The sequence below is a fragment of the Micromonospora sp. WMMD882 genome, assembly GCF_027497255.1.
Lineage (GTDB): Bacteria > Actinomycetota > Actinomycetes > Mycobacteriales > Micromonosporaceae > Micromonospora.
Map to the genome: position 1 here is coordinate 6,110,173 of NZ_CP114903.1, position 14,002 is coordinate 6,124,174.

Below are 14,002 nucleotides of genomic sequence, written 5' to 3' on the forward strand. Positions count from 1 at the left end.
GCAGTCCCGCGTTCCGCGCACAGGAGGAAACCAGCGTGTCCAGCAGCAGCCCGGACGAGCGCACGCTCGTACTGATCAAGCCGGACGCGGTCCGGCGGGGCCTGGTCGGCGAGATCCTCTCCCGCTTCGAGCGCAAGGGCCTGCGGATCGACGCGATGGTGTCCCGGACGATGGACGCGACGCTTGCCGACCAGCACTACGCCGAGCACGTCGACAAGGCGTTCTACCCGCCGCTGAAGGACTTCATGACCGGCGGCCCGCTGGTCGCCCTGGTGCTCTCCGGCGACCAGGTGATCGACGTGGTGCGCGGGCTGATCGGCGCGACCGACGGCCGGCGGGCCGTCGCCGGCACGATCCGGGGCGACCTCTCCCTGTCCAACCGGGAGAACCTGGTGCACGCCTCCGACTCGGGCGACAGCGCCAAGCGCGAGATCACGCTCTGGTTCCCCGAGCTGGTCTGACGGTTGCCCCGCCGACCGGTCAGGGGACGCGGCGGGATCACGGGCCGGGCGGCCACGTCGCCCCCGCCAGCCAGGTGAGCTTGGCGGGGTTGGCGACCAGGTAGATCCCGGTGAGCCGACCGTGCGCGGCGGCGACGGTCACCGCGTACCGACGCCCGCCGGGCGCGTCGACGACCAGCCCGGGGCCGCCGTTCAGCTCGACCCGGGTGATCCGGGCCGGCGCTCGGTGTGGCCCGTGCACGCCCACGAAGAACCGGGCGGTCCGCGCCGCCCCGCGGATCGGGTTCCGCGCCGCGCGGACCTTCCCGCCGCCGTCGCTCCACGTGGTGGCGTCGGCCGCCACCAGGTCGACCAGCCGGCCCAGGTCACCGTCGCGGGCGGCGGCGAGGAACGCGTCGAGCAGTCGGCGCTGCTCCCGCGGGTCGGCGCGGAACCGGCCGCGGTCGGCGGCGACCTGCCGGGACGCCCGGTGGTGCACCTGGCGGCAGCTCTCCGCCGACCGGTCGAGGATCTCGGCGATCTCGGCGTACGGCAGCGTGAACGCGGTACGCAGGACGTACACCGCGCGTTCGGTCGGGGTCAGCCGCTCCAGCAGGTGCAGCAGCGCGAGCGAGAGCGAGTCGCGCTGCTCCGCCTGCTCCAGCGGCCCGAACGGGGCGCCCGCGGTGGGCACCGGCTCGGGCAGCCACGGCCCGACGTACGTCTCCCGGGCCGCCCGCCGGGCGCGCAACCGGTCGAGGGCCAGCCTGGTGACCACCCGTGACAGGTAGCGGCGTGGCTCCGCCACGGCCGCCCGGTCGACGGCCGACCACCGCAGGTAAGCCTCCTGGAGCACGTCCTCGGCGTCGTGCCGGCTGCCCAGCATCCGGTACGCCAGCCCGAGCAGCATCGGCCGGTGCGTGGCGAGGTCGGCGGCGGCCCGCGTCGCCCCGCCTGCCGCCGGGGTCGGGCCCGCGGGTGGGGTCGCGCCCACCCGCGTCGCGTCGGCGGTCACCGGTCCGCCGGTGGTCACTCGTCGGCCACCGGCTGCTGGCGGGTGGCCGCCACGATCCGGTTCCACACGTTGATGGTGGCGATGGCGACCGTCAGGTCGGCCAGCTCCCGCTCCGACCAGACCCGGGCCGCGTCGACCCACACGTCGTCCGGCACGCCGTGGTCACCGAGCCGGGTCAGCGCGTCGGTGAGCGCGAGCGCGGCACGTTCCCGCTCGTCGAAGAAGGGGGCCTCCCGCCAGGCCGCCACGGCGAACAGCCGCCGGGTGGACTCGCCGGCCGCGAGCGCGTCGCGGCTGTGCATGTCGACGCAGAACGCGCAGCCGTTCAGTATCGAGGCGCGCAGCTTCACCAGCTCCAGGACCGTGTGGTCGACGTTGTCCCGACCGTACCGCTCCAGCTCGGCCATCGCCCGGTAGGCCTCCGGCGCCACCGTGGTCAGGTCGATCCGGCTCATCGTGTCCTCCCTCAATCTTTCCTCGGTCACGGGTCCGCGTCACGGGTCCGCGTCACGACGACGCGTCCGTGGGGACGGACGTGACGACCTGCGGTGTGGCGTCCGCCACAACCGGCCTTCCCGGGCTTGCGGCCCGGTCCGGGTCGTCCACTGGTCGCCCGGGCTTCCCCCGCTGGTCACCGGGCTTGCGGTCGGGCCTCATCTGGGGCCGGTACACCACTGGTGACCAACTTCCCTGGAGGGGACAGATGACTTCTCTCGACCGACGTACCCTGCTGCGCGCCGGCCTGGCGACCGGGGCGGGGCTGGCCGGCGGCACCTTGCTGGGCGGCGCCGGGCCGGTCGCCGGCGCGCCGGCCTGGCGGCCCACCGGCCGCCCGGTGCTCACCCACGGTGTGCAGAGCGGCGACGTCACCGCCGGGTCCGCGCTGGTGTGGACCCGCGCGGACCGGCCGGGCCGGATGTGGGTGGAGGTGAGCCACCGGCCCGACCTGCGGGGCGCGCGGCTGGTACGCGGCCCGGTGCTCGACCCGGCCGGCGACTTCACCGGCCGGGTCCGGCTACGCGGCCTGCCGGCGGGCGAACGGCTGCACTACCGGGTGTCGGTGGAGAGCCTGGACCGGCACGGGGCGCGCAGCGAGCCGCTGTCCGGCTCGTTCGCCACCGTGCCCGGTCGACGGGACCGCCGTGACGTCCGGTTCGTCTGGACCGGGGACATCGCCGGGCAGGGCTGGGGGATCGCCCCCGACTTCGGCGGGATGCGGATCTTCGAGGCGATGCGCGCCGTCCGCCCGGACTTCTTCCTGTGCAGCGGCGACACCGTGTACGCCGACGGGCCGCTCGCCGAGACCGTGCCGCTGCCGGACGGCCGGATCTGGCGCAACCTGGTCACGCCGGAGAAGGCGAAGGTCGCCGAGACCCTCACCGAGTACCGGGGGCAGTTCGCGTACAACCTGCTCGACACGCACCTGCGCGCGTTCGTGGCCGAGGTGCCGCAGATCAACCAGTGGGACGACCACGAGGTGACGAACAACTGGTACCCGGGGGAGATCCTCGCCGACGACCGGTACACCGAGAAGCGGGTGGACGTGCTGGCCGCGCGGGCCCGCCAGGCGTTCGGCGAGTGGCTGCCGGTGTCGGACGGGCCGCTGTACCGGAAGCTGTCGTACGGGCCGCTGCTGGACGTCTTCGTGCTGGACATGCGGACCCACAAGGACCCGAACGACGGCAACACCTACGCCGACCCGCGGCGTGGCCTGCTCGGCCGGGAGCAGCGCGAGTGGCTGATCCGGGAGCTGAAGCGGTCCCGGGCGACCTGGAAGGTGATCGCCAACGACCTGCCGATCGGCGTGGTGGTGCCGGACGGTCCGGCCGCGCAGGAGGGCGTCGCGCAGGGCGACCCGGGCGCGCCCGCCGGTCGGGAGCTGGAGTTCGCCGAGGTGCTGCGGGCGACGCACCGGGCCGAGGTGACCGGGCTGGTGTTCCTCACCGCCGACGTGCACTACACGGCGGCGCACCACTACGACCCGGCCCGGGCGGCGGTGGGGGACTTCACCCCGTTCTGGGAGTTCGTCTCCGGGCCGGCGCACGCCGGCGCGTTCGGCCCGAACGCCCTGGACGGCACGTTCGGCCCGAAGGCGGTCTTCGTCAACGCCCCGCCGCGCGCGAACACCTCCCCGGCCGAGGGTTTCCAGCACTTCGGCGAGGTGAGCATCGACGGCGCGTCGGGCGCGTTCACCGTACGCCTGCGCGACCGCGACGGCGTGCCGCTCTGGACCACCACCCTGCCGGCGCCCCGCTGACCCGGTCGAACCCGGCCCGCCGGCGCAGACGCCGACCCGACCTGACCCCCAACCACCACGTTCGGTGACCAGACGGCGGGGCACGGTACTCCGCCCCGCAGGCTTTGCTCTGCACCCACGGCCGCGCCGGTCACGCTCGGTGAGCGGCGCGTCGACGGGTGCAGAGCAAAGCGTCTGGTGGGTTGTGTGTGGGTGCGAGGGGCGAGGCGGGTGGTGGGGGTGGTGGGGGTTTCGGATGGGGGGCCGGGAAACCGGGCGGCGGTCGTCGTCGGGGGTCGGGTAACCTGGGCGTCGAAAGGCGACGACCCGGCCATCACCGGTGAGCCTCCGGAAGAAAGGGCCCCGCGCCCGAGTAGAACCGGACGGGTCCGGCCCGTCACAGCCGGCCAACGAGCGGGCGGTCGCACCTGACCGCCAAGCGGGGTGGTACCGCGGGCCCGGCCCGGCACGCCTTCCGGCGTACCGGAGACGGGTTCGTCCTCGCAGACCACACGACAGGCGTGAGCTGCGCGAGGAGAGCGACCCCCGATGGCCTATCCGTTGCACCACCCGACCGGCACCGGTGTCCCGGCGAGCCCGGACCTGCCCGCGGTCGAGCGTGGGGTCCTGGAGCACTGGACGGCCGACAAGACCTTCGAGGCCAGCGTCGAGGCCCGCCCGGCCGGCGACGACGGCAGGAACGAGTACGTCTTCTACGACGGTCCGCCGTTCGCCAACGGCCTGCCCCACTACGGCCACCTGTTCACCGGGTACGTCAAGGACGTGGTGCCGCGCTACCAGACCATGCGCGGCCGGCGGGTGGAGCGGCGCTTCGGCTGGGACTGCCACGGCCTGCCCGCCGAGGTGGTCGCCGAGAAGCAGCTCGGCATCACCAGCAAGGCGGAGATCCTCGACCTCGGGGTGGCCCGGTTCAACGAGGCGTGCCGCACGTCGGTGCTGGAGTTCACCCACGACTGGGAGCGGTACGTCACCCGGCAGGCCCGCTGGGTCGACTTCGCCAACGACTACAAGACCCTCGACCTGGACTACATGGAATCCGTCATGTGGGCCTTCAAGACCCTGCACGACAAGGGCCTGGTCTACGAGGGCTTCCGGGTGCTGGCGTACTGCTGGCGGTGCGAGACGCCGCTGTCGAACACCGAGACCCGGATGGACGACGTCTACCGGGACCGGCACGACCCGACGCTGACCGTCTGGTTCGGGCTGACCGCCGACGAGAGCGCGCCGGAGCCGGTACGCGGGCCGGTCCGGCTGGGCGTCTGGACCACCACGCCGTGGACGCTGCCGTCGAACCTGGCGCTCGCCGTCGGCCCGGACATCGAGTACGCGGTCCTGGACCGCGACGGCCAGCGGTACGTGGTCGGCGCGGCCCGGCTCGGCGCGTACGCCAAGGAGCTGGAGGGGTACGAGCGGGTCGGCACCGTGCACGGCCGGGACCTGGTCGGCCGCCGCTACACGCCGCTGTACGACTTCCTCGCCGAGCAGGCCGGGCCGAACGCGTACCAGGTGCTCGGCGCGGAGTTCGTCACCACCGAGGACGGCACCGGCATCGTGCACCTGGCCCCGGCGTTCGGCGAGGACGACCAGAACGCCTGCAACGCGGCCGGCATCCCGACCGTCGTGACGGTCGACGACCACACCCGGTTCACCGCGCTGGTGCCGCCGTACCAGGGTGAGCAGGTCTTCGACGTGAACAAGCCGGTGATCCGGGAGCTGAAGGAACGGGGGGTGGTGCTGCGGCAGGACACCTACACCCACGCGTACCCGCACTGCTGGCGCTGCGACACCCCGCTGGTCTACAAGGCGGTGTCGTCGTGGTTCGTCGCGGTGACCCGCTTCAAGGACCGGATGGTCGAGCTGAACCAGCAGATCAACTGGACCCCGGGGCACATCAAAGACGGCTCGTTCGGCAAGTGGCTGGCCAACGCCCGGGACTGGTCGATCAGCCGGAACCGGTTCTGGGGCTCGCCGATCCCGGTGTGGCGCTCCGACGACCCCACGTACCCGCGGGTCGACGTGTACGGCTCGCTCGACGAGATCGAGCGGGACTTCGGCGTACGCCTGACCGACCTGCACCGGCCGGCGGTGGACGAGCTGACCCGACCCAATCCGGACGACCCGACCGGGCGCTCCACCATGCGCCGGGTGCCGGAGGTGCTGGACTGCTGGTTCGAGTCCGGCTCGATGCCGTTCGCCCAGGTGCACTACCCGTTCGAGAACCGCGACTGGTTCGAGCACCACTACCCGGGCGACTTCATCGTCGAGTACATCGGCCAGACCCGCGGCTGGTTCTACACCATGCACGTGCTGGCCACCGCGCTGTTCGACCGGCCGGCGTTCCGCAACTGCCTCAGCCACGGCATCCTGCTCGGCTCGGACGGGCGCAAGATGTCCAAGAGCCTGCGCAACTACCCGGACGTCTACCACGTCTTCGACACGTACGGCTCGGACGCGATGCGCTGGATGCTGATGTCCTCGCCGGTGCTGCGCGGCGGGGACATGGCGGTGACCGAGTCGAGCATCCGGGACGCCGTCCGGCAGGTGCTGCTGCCGCTGTGGAACGTCTGGTACTTCTTCTCGCTCTACGCCAACGCCGACGGGTACCGGGCGAAGCGCAAGACCGACGCCGCGCCGGCCGGTGGCGGCGAAGCCGCCGGCAACCTGCTCGACCGGTACGTGCTGGCGAAGACGAACGAGCTGGTCGCCACGGTCGGGGCGCAGATGGACGCGTACGACATCTCGGGGGCCTGCGCCACCGTGCGGTCGTACCTGGACGCGTTGACCAACTGGTACGTGCGCCGGTCGCGGGACCGGTTCTGGTCCGGTGACCCGGACGCGTTCGACACCCTGTGGACGGTGCTGGAGACGCTCTGCCGGGTGGTGGCGCCGCTGGCGCCGCTGACCGCCGACGAGATCTGGCGCGGGCTGACCGGCGAGCGGTCGGTGCACCTGACCGACTGGCCGTCGGCCGACGAGTTCCCCGCCGACCACGACCTCGTCGCCGCGATGGACGCCACCCGGGACGTCTGCTCGGCGGCGCTGTCGCTGCGCAAGGCCAAGGGGCTGCGGGTCCGGCTGCCGCTGGCCCGGCTCACCGTGGCCACGCCGTCGGCCCTCGCGCTGCGCCCCTTCGGTGACCTGGTCGCCGACGAGGTCAACGTCAAGGCGGTGGAGTTCACCGACGAGGTCGCCAGCTACTGCCAGCAGGTGCTGACCGTGGTGCCCCGGGCGCTCGGACCCCGGGTCGGCAAGCAGGTGCAGCAGGTGATCAGGGCGGTCAAGGCCGGCGACTGGGAGCTGGTCGACGGCGCCCCGGTCGCCGCCGGGGTCACCCTCGCCGACGGCGAGTACGAGCTGCGCCTGGTCGCCGCCGACGCCGGGCACTCCGCGCCGCTGCCCGGCGGTGAGGGCGTGGTGGTGCTGGACACCGAGGTCACCCCGGAGCTGGCCGCCGAAGGGCTGGCCCGGGACGTCGTCCGGGTGGTGCAGCAGGCCCGCCGGGACGCCGACCTGGCCGTCTCGGACCGGATCACGGTGGCCCTGGCCGCCTCGGCGGAGGTCCGGTCGGCGGTGTCGGCGTACCGGGACTTCGTGGCCCGTGAGGTGCTGGCCGACGCGGTGGACTTCGCCGAGCGGCTCGACGGGTTCAGCGGCGAGGTCGGCGACGGCGAGCAGGTGGCCGTCACGGTCCACCGGGTCTGATCCGGCCGGCCCACGGCGGTGGTCGACCACCGCCGTGGGCCGGACGCCCGCTGTCCGTCGCGCTGGCGGCCGTCGGCTAACGTGACACCGCCGCAATCGCACGACCGCCGGAGGACCAGTGCCCCTGCTCTACACCATCGGCCAGTACACCGTGGGCACCCTGCTGCGGTTGGGGTGGCGCCCGACCGTGGAGGGGCTGGAGCACGTGCCGGAGCGCGGCGGCGCGATCCTCGCCGGCAACCACCTCTCCGTCGCCGACGAGCTGTTCCTGGGCGCGACGGTGCCCCGGCACCTCGCCTTCTGGGCCAAGTCGGAGTACTTCAAGGGCACCCACCTGCGGGGCCGGCTGACCAGGTCGGTGCTCACCGGGCTGGGCGCGATCCCGGTGGAACGGGCCGGCGGACGGGCGGCGCTGTCCGCGTTCGACGCGGCGATCCCCGCGCTGCGCGGCGGCGACCTGGTCGTCGTCTACCCGGAGGGCACCCGGTCCCCGGACGGCCGGTTGTACCGGGGACGCACCGGCGCGGCCCGGCTGGCCGTCCTGGCGGGCGTGCCGATCGTCCCGGTCGGCATGATCGGCACCGAGAAGGTGCAGCCGATCGGGGCCCGGATGCCGAAGCTCGGCGCCGGCCGGATCACCGTCCGGTTCGGTAAGCCGCTCGACTTCACCGGCCGCCCCGACGACCGCACCTCGCTGCGGACCATGACCGACGAGCTGATGGCCGAGATCCAGAGGCTCACCGGCCAGGAGTACGTCCCCCGCTACGCGCCGCCCCGCGACCAGCCCACCGGCTGACCGCGCCGCGCGCGCCCGTCGGCGTCGCGGCTGGTGCCGGTCGTGGGCGGTGCGGTGTCAGGGGGCGGTGTCGCCGCGGCGGGACTCCTGGGCCCGGACGGCGTCCACGTCGGCCAGCCGGTCGAGCTGCGCCATCGTCCGGGCCATCCGGGCGTTGCCGGGGATGCGGTCCCGGTTGCGGGCCAGGAACGACCAGTAACCCGCGGTGAACGGGCAGGCGCGCTCGCCGAGACGCTGCTTCGGGTCGTACGCGCAGCCACCGCAGTAGTCGCTCATCCGGTTCACGTACGCGCCACCGGAAACGTACGGTTTCGTGGTCATCCGACCCAGGTCGGCGTACTGGCTCATGCCGATCACGTTGGCGGTCATCACCCAGTCGTAGCCGTCGACGAAACTCTGGTGGAACCAGTCCACCAGCTCCGCCGGCCGCCAGCCCCGTTGCAGGGCGTAGTTGCCGAGCACCATCAGCCGGGGGATGTGGTGCGCCCAGCCGTGGTCGCGTACCCCGGCCAGCACATCGGCCAGACAACGGGCGGTCACCGCGTCGGCGTCCAGCTCACGGAACCAGGCCGGCACCGGGCGGCGGGCCGCCAGCTCGTTACGCCGCCGCCAGGACGGATCGAAGTGCCAGTACAGGTGCCAGACGAAGTCGCGCCAGCCGAGGAGTTGCCGGACGAACCCCTCCACGCTGGCCAGCGGCGCCTGACCCCGCTGGTAGGCCCGTTCCGCGCCCCGGATCGCCTCCATCGGATCGAGCAGACCCAGATTGAACGAGGAGGAGAGCAGGCTGTGCGCCATCCACGGGTCGGCGGCGAGCATCGCGTCCTCGTACGGGCCGAACGTCGGCAGCCGGTGTCGCAGGAAGTGCCGGAGCCGGGCCCTCGCCTCCCTCGTCGTCGCCGGGAAACGGCGCGGACCGTCCCGGCCGACGAACCGGATGCCGTCCTTCTTCTCCCAGCGGTCCAGGTCGGCCCGGACCTCGGCGTCGATGTCGTCCTCCTTCGGCATCGACGGCGGCGGGACGTCCAACCGGGTCGCGCCCTTCGGCGGGGACTGCCGGTTGTCGGTGTCCAGGCTCCACCGCCCGCCGACCGGCTCGGCGCCCTCGACGAGCACCCCGTGCCGCTGGCGGGCGAACCGGTAGAACGCCTCCATCCGCAGCGCGCCGCGACGGCCGTCCGCCCACTGCGCGAAGTCCGCCAGGCTGGTCACGAAGCCCTTCGGCGGCAGCACCGTCACCCCGTCCAGCCGGCGGACCAGGGCCAGCGCCCGACGGGAGGTGGGATGCGCCACCTCCACCGGCTCGCCGAGCCTGCGCAGCGCCTCGGCGTACGTCTCGGCGCGTAGCAGTCGGGCCTGGTCGCCGAGTTCGGCGGCACGGTGCCGCAGCGCGGAGAGCACCAGGTGCGCCTTCTGCCGGTGGAACACGCGCCGCCGGAAGACCGCCTTCGCCTCGATCAGCAGCACCGGCTGCCGCCGGTCGTCGAGGAAGTGCGGCCCGAGCTGGTCGGCGAAGAGCCACCGGCGGGTCATGTCCCGATTGTGCCCGCCCGGCCGGTTCCGTGCCGGCGGAACGTGGAGGACGACCCGGGTCCCGGTCGGGGTCAGTCCCGGCTGACGATGTGCTTCCGTAGGGTGCCGAGCAGGGTGGCGCTGTCGGCCAGCGAGAGCCGGGTGAACACGCCGCTGGCCAGGCTGCCGTGGTCGGCCCAGGTGCAGACCACCACGTCCACCCCGTCGGAGCGGCCGACCGCGCAGCGCTGGTGCTCACCGCGTACGTCCGTCTCGACCACCTGCTGCTCACCCAGGTCGTACTTCGACGTCAGCCGGGTCAGCTCGTCCTCGGCGTCGGACTCCGGGGTCAGGTGGAACCCGGTGGTGCCGAAGACGGTGGCCGTCTTGCCCTGCCGGGTGGCGTACACCCCGGCGAACGTGTCGTCGGCGAGCAGGTGGGCGTTCTGCACGTCCGTCCGTAGCTCCCGGATGGTGTTCTCGCTGCGCGCGTCGGTGCGCAGGCTCAGGTCGGCGACCTGCGCGGGCAGGCTCGCGGTGGCCGGGTACTGCTCCCACATCGGCTTGCCGAAGTACGCCGGGCAGCCGCAGCAGCAGGCGATGGAGAGCAGGGTGACCATCAGCATGCGCGACGGCCAGCGGCGCTTCCGGCGCGGCGACGTCGGGGCGGGCCCCGGGGACGTCGGCCGGTGCGGCGCGGCCACCGGCGGCGGGGCCGGGTTGCGCCGTTGCGCCGGCACGGCGACCGGTGGTGGGGGCGAGACCGGCCGGGCCGGCGGTGGCGGCGGAGGAGGAGGCGCCGCGAACGACGGCGGCGGGGGGGCCGGCCGCGCCGGTGGCGGTGTCGAGACCGGCCGGGCCTGCGGCGGGTACCCGGGCGGCGAGGAGACCGGCGGGTGTCCCGACGGTGAGGAGACCGGCGGCGGGAACGACGGCGGCGAGACCGGCGCGGCCGACGGCGGACCGGAGTGGGGCAGTGGCGTCGCCGGCTGAGCGGAGACCGGCGTCGCCGGCGGCGGCTGCGGCGTGGCCGACGGCTCCGACCAGGCCGGGGAGGACGGCTCCGACCAGGCCGGCGACGAGGGGGCCGGCGGCGGGGTGGACCAGTCCGCAGGCTCGGGCGTGGCCGGGTACGTGCGGGTCGGCGGCAACGGCTCGTAGCCCGCGTCCAGGTGCCAGCTACCGGTGTCGGCGCCGGCCCACGGGTCCACCGGCGGCTGGCTCTCGGGCGGACCGGCCGGCGTCGGCGGCAGCGGGGTCGGCTCGGCCGAGTGCCCCCAACCGCGCTTCTTCGGGCGGGGCGGCGGCACCGCGGCGGAACCGCTCCACCGGGGCGTGGGCGTGAAGTCGGCCGGCTCGTCCGTCCGGCCCGCGCCCGGGTCGATCCGGGTGCGGTCCGGTCCGGTCCGGCCGGGCTCGGCGGCCCCGTCCACGGGCCGGTCGATCCTCGTCGGATCCGGCCTCGGCGCGCCGCTCTCGGCACGCGTCGGCTCGGCCGTGGTGGAGCCCTCGGCACGCGTCGGCCCGGACCCGGTGGGGCTGTCGGCACGGGTCGGCCCGGGGCCGGTGGGAGCGTCGACTCTCGTCCGGTCCGGCCCCGGGGGAGCGCGGTGGACGGTGGGCCCGGCGGCGGGACCGGTCCGGCCGGGCGCCGTAGCGTCCTGGTCCTCCGTCGCCGACGGTGCTGGGGCCGGCGTGTTCCCGTCGGCCGGTCGTTCTGCCCCCGGCTGCGGTTCCGGCATCGCGGCAGTCTCCTCTCGCGCCGTTGCGAGGTTAGTACCGGTACGCCAGCCCGGCCATCCGCGCCCCCCGAACGTCGCCTCGCCCGACGACCGTCGGCCACCCGGGGACCCGTCGGCTACCGGTCCGCCGCTTCGGCGCGTACGGCGGCGAACGCCTGATCGGCGAGGGCGACGGTGGCAGCGGTGAGCCACGGCGGAACCGGGCAGCGCCATGGCGAACGGAAGCAGGGGTGGCGGCGAGCCGGCGACGGGAACTGTGGTTGATCAGCGGGGGATTGTTCCGGTAGCCGGATGGTCACGCATCGTCCGTTCGGCTCGGCGTACCCGGACCGGCGGACGCGGTCGGGTGGGCGCGTACCCTTGGGCGTCATGAGCGTCCCGTCGACCACGTCGCGTCCTGTTGCGGCGAACTCCGTCTGGCCCCGGTTGGAGCCGCTGCTGCCCCAGGTGACCAAGCCCATCCAGTACGTCGGTGGCGAGTTGGGCGCGGTGGTCAAGGACTGGGACACGGCCGTCGTCCGTTGGGCGCTGATGTACCCGGACGCGTACGAGGTGGGTCTGCCCAACCAGGGCGTGCAGATCCTGTACGAGGTGCTCAACGAGCTGCCGGACGTGCTGGCCGAGCGGACGTACGCGGTCTGGCCGGACCTGGAGAAGCTGATGCGGGCGCACGGCGTGCCGCAGTTCACCGTCGACGCGCACCGCCCGGTCCGCGACTTCGACGTGTTCGGTGTCTCGTTCTCCACCGAGCTGGGCTACACCAACCTGCTCACCGCGATCGACCTGGCCGGCATCCCGCTGCTGGCCGCCGACCGCACCGAGGCGGACCCGGTGATCGTGGCCGGCGGGCACGCCGCGTTCAACCCGGAGCCGATCGCCGACTTCGTGGACGCCGCCGTGCTCGGCGACGGCGAAGAGGCGGTCGGCGAGATCACCGCGATCGTCCGGCAGTGGAAGAACGAGGGCAGCCCGGGCGGGCGCGACGAGCTGCTGCTGCGGCTGGCCCGCACGGAGAGCGTCTACGTGCCGCGCTTCTACGACGTCGACTACCTGCCGGACGGCCGGATCCAGCGGGTGGTGCCGAACCGGGCGGACGTGCCGTTCCGGGTGCACAAGCGCACGACGATGGACCTGGACGCCTGGCCGTACCCGAAGAAGCCGCTGGTGCCGCTGGCCGAGACGGTGCACGAGCGGTACGCGGTGGAGATCTTCCGGGGTTGCACCCGGGGTTGCCGGTTCTGCCAGGCGGGCATGATCACCCGTCCGGTGCGGGAGCGGTCGATCACCACCGTGGGGCAGATGGTGCAGCAGGGGCTGGAGTTCTCCGGCTTCCACGAGGTGGGTCTGCTGTCGCTGTCGTCGGCCGACCACTCCGAGATCGGCGACATGTGCTCCGGCCTGGCCCAGCAGTACGAGGGCACGAACGTGTCGCTGTCGCTGCCGTCGACCCGGGTGGACGCGTTCAACATCGACCTGGCGCAGGAGCTGTCCCGCAACGGTCGGCGGACCGGGCTGACCTTCGCCCCGGAGGGCGGGTCGGAACGGATCCGTCGGGTGATCAACAAGATGGTCTCCAAGGACGACCTGATCCGGACCGTGGTGACCGCGTACTCCAACGGTTGGCGGCAGGTGAAGCTGTACTTCATGTGCGGTCTGCCCACCGAGACCGACGCCGACGTCCTGGAGATCGCGGACATGGCGCACGAGGTGATCCGGGCGGGGCGGGCGGCGACCGGCTCGAAGGACATCCGCTGCACGGTGTCGATCGGCGGGTTCGTGCCGAAGCCGCACACCCCGTTCCAGTGGGCGGCGATGGAGCGGCCGGAGGTCATCGACGGCCGGCTCAAGCTGCTCAAGCAGGCGATCAACGCGGACCGTTCGCTCGGCCGGGCGATCGGGTTCCGCTACCACGACGGCGAGCCGTCGCTGATCGAGGGCCTGCTCAGCCGGGGTGACCGCCGCGTCGGCGCGGTGATCCGCCGGGTCTGGGAGAACGGCGGCCGGTTCGACGGCTGGAGCGAGCACTTCTCCTACCAGCGGTGGGTGGACGCCGCCGCCGAGGTGCTGCCGTCCTTCGGCGTGGACCTGGACTGGTACACCACCCGCCAGCGGGACGAGCTGGAGGTCCTGCCCTGGGACCATCTCGACTCCGGTCTGGACAAGGACTGGCTCTGGCAGGACTGGCAGGACTCCCTCTCCGAGTACGAGCAGGACGACTGCCGGTGGACGCCATGCTTCGACTGCGGGGTCTGCCCGGCCATGGACACCGAGATCCAGATCGGCCCCACCGGGAAGAAGCTGCTGCCGTTGACCCCGGTCGGTGGCGACGGGCTGAGGGTCCCCACTCCGACCGTCCCGCAGTGAGCGGTCGCGCCGGCGGGCGCGGCGCGACCGGTCGGCGATTGGTCCCGGACGTGTTGTCCTCGACACGGGGTGTCACGGACAATAGCTCCATGATCAATCGAACCTGACTTCCGAGGAGCACGACGATCAACAGGAAACCACAGCCGGAGGGTGGCCAGGCGCCGGTCGTCCAGC

Annotated in this window: 11 protein-coding genes; 7 read left to right on the top strand and 4 right to left on the bottom strand. The window is 73.3% G+C overall.

What is annotated here, in order from left to right; all coding sequences use genetic code 11:
- Positions 1 to 35: 35 nt before the first annotated feature.
- Positions 36 to 461 carry a nucleoside-diphosphate kinase gene (gene ndk / locus O7606_RS26430; RefSeq protein WP_281596694.1) on the top strand — a complete coding sequence of 142 codons (426 nt, stop codon included), beginning with the start codon at positions 36 to 38 and terminating at the stop codon, positions 459 to 461.
- 37 nt (positions 462 to 498) lie between these two features.
- Here ndk and sigJ read toward each other — a convergent pair whose 3' ends face one another.
- A complete protein-coding gene (gene sigJ / locus O7606_RS26435; RefSeq protein ID WP_281596695.1) occupies positions 499 to 1,473 on the bottom strand; it encodes an RNA polymerase sigma factor SigJ in 975 nt (324 codons plus the stop codon).
- Positions 1,470 to 1,910: a carboxymuconolactone decarboxylase family protein gene (locus tag O7606_RS26440; protein WP_281596696.1), complete on the bottom strand. Its 441-nt coding sequence runs from the start codon at positions 1,908 to 1,910 to the stop codon at positions 1,470 to 1,472. Before O7606_RS26440 ends, sigJ begins: the two co-directional genes overlap by 4 nt.
- A gap of 248 nt (positions 1,911 to 2,158) precedes the next feature.
- On the opposite strand from O7606_RS26440, the gene O7606_RS26445 reads away from it, so the two are divergent.
- The 3 genes from O7606_RS26445 (at position 2,159) to O7606_RS26455 (ending at position 8,210) form a co-directional block, all read left to right on the top strand.
- Entirely contained in the window at positions 2,159 to 3,712 is a 1,554-nt protein-coding gene (locus O7606_RS26445) for an alkaline phosphatase D family protein (protein ID WP_281596697.1), read from the top strand.
- A 528-nt stretch (positions 3,713 to 4,240) separates the two neighbouring features.
- Entirely contained in the window at positions 4,241 to 7,414 is a 3,174-nt protein-coding gene (gene ileS / locus O7606_RS26450; protein WP_281596698.1) for an isoleucine--tRNA ligase, read from the top strand.
- A 118-nt stretch (positions 7,415 to 7,532) separates the two neighbouring features.
- On the top strand, positions 7,533 to 8,210 hold the full coding sequence (locus tag O7606_RS26455; RefSeq protein ID WP_281596699.1) for a lysophospholipid acyltransferase family protein: 678 nt from the start codon (positions 7,533 to 7,535) through the stop codon (positions 8,208 to 8,210).
- 57 nt (positions 8,211 to 8,267) lie between these two features.
- On the opposite strand, the gene O7606_RS26460 is transcribed toward O7606_RS26455, so the two are convergent.
- Entirely contained in the window at positions 8,268 to 9,743 is a 1,476-nt protein-coding gene (locus O7606_RS26460) for a cryptochrome/photolyase family protein (RefSeq protein WP_281596700.1), read from the bottom strand.
- Between the two features lie 71 nt (positions 9,744 to 9,814).
- On the bottom strand, positions 9,815 to 10,348 hold the full coding sequence (locus O7606_RS26465) for a hypothetical protein (protein WP_281596701.1): 534 nt from the start codon (positions 10,346 to 10,348) through the stop codon (positions 9,815 to 9,817).
- Between O7606_RS26465 and O7606_RS26470 the strand changes: the two genes are divergently transcribed.
- The 3 genes from O7606_RS26470 (at position 10,335) to O7606_RS26480 (ending at position 13,828) form a co-directional block, all read left to right on the top strand.
- On the top strand, positions 10,335 to 10,715 hold the full coding sequence (locus O7606_RS26470) for a hypothetical protein (RefSeq protein ID WP_281596702.1): 381 nt from the start codon (positions 10,335 to 10,337) through the stop codon (positions 10,713 to 10,715). The two genes, O7606_RS26465 and O7606_RS26470, sit on opposite strands and share 14 nt — an antisense overlap.
- A 33-nt stretch (positions 10,716 to 10,748) precedes the next feature.
- Positions 10,749 to 10,883, top strand: a complete 135-nt coding sequence (locus O7606_RS26475) for a hypothetical protein (RefSeq protein WP_281596703.1) — start codon at positions 10,749 to 10,751, stop codon at positions 10,881 to 10,883.
- A 950-nt stretch (positions 10,884 to 11,833) separates the two neighbouring features.
- On the top strand, positions 11,834 to 13,828 hold the full coding sequence (locus O7606_RS26480) for a TIGR03960 family B12-binding radical SAM protein (protein ID WP_281596704.1): 1,995 nt from the start codon (positions 11,834 to 11,836) through the stop codon (positions 13,826 to 13,828).
- The last annotated feature ends 174 nt before the right edge of the window (positions 13,829 to 14,002 follow it).

What these genes read in the sequence shown, in the direction of transcription:
- ileS (WP_281596698.1), top strand. Translation starts at nt 4,241, where the DNA reads ATGGCCTATCCGTTGCACCACCCGACCGGCACCGGTGTCCCGGCGAGC.
- O7606_RS26480 (WP_281596704.1), top strand. Translation starts at nt 11,834, where the DNA reads ATGAGCGTCCCGTCGACCACGTCGCGTCCTGTTGCGGCGAACTCCGTC.
- O7606_RS26460 (WP_281596700.1), bottom strand. Translation starts at nt 9,743, where the DNA reads ATGACCCGCCGGTGGCTCTTCGCCGACCAGCTCGGGCCGCACTTCCTC.
- O7606_RS26445 (WP_281596697.1), top strand. Translation starts at nt 2,159, where the DNA reads ATGACTTCTCTCGACCGACGTACCCTGCTGCGCGCCGGCCTGGCGACC.
- O7606_RS26465 (WP_281596701.1), bottom strand. Translation starts at nt 10,348, where the DNA reads ATGCTGATGGTCACCCTGCTCTCCATCGCCTGCTGCTGCGGCTGCCCG.
- O7606_RS26440 (WP_281596696.1), bottom strand. Translation starts at nt 1,910, where the DNA reads ATGAGCCGGATCGACCTGACCACGGTGGCGCCGGAGGCCTACCGGGCG.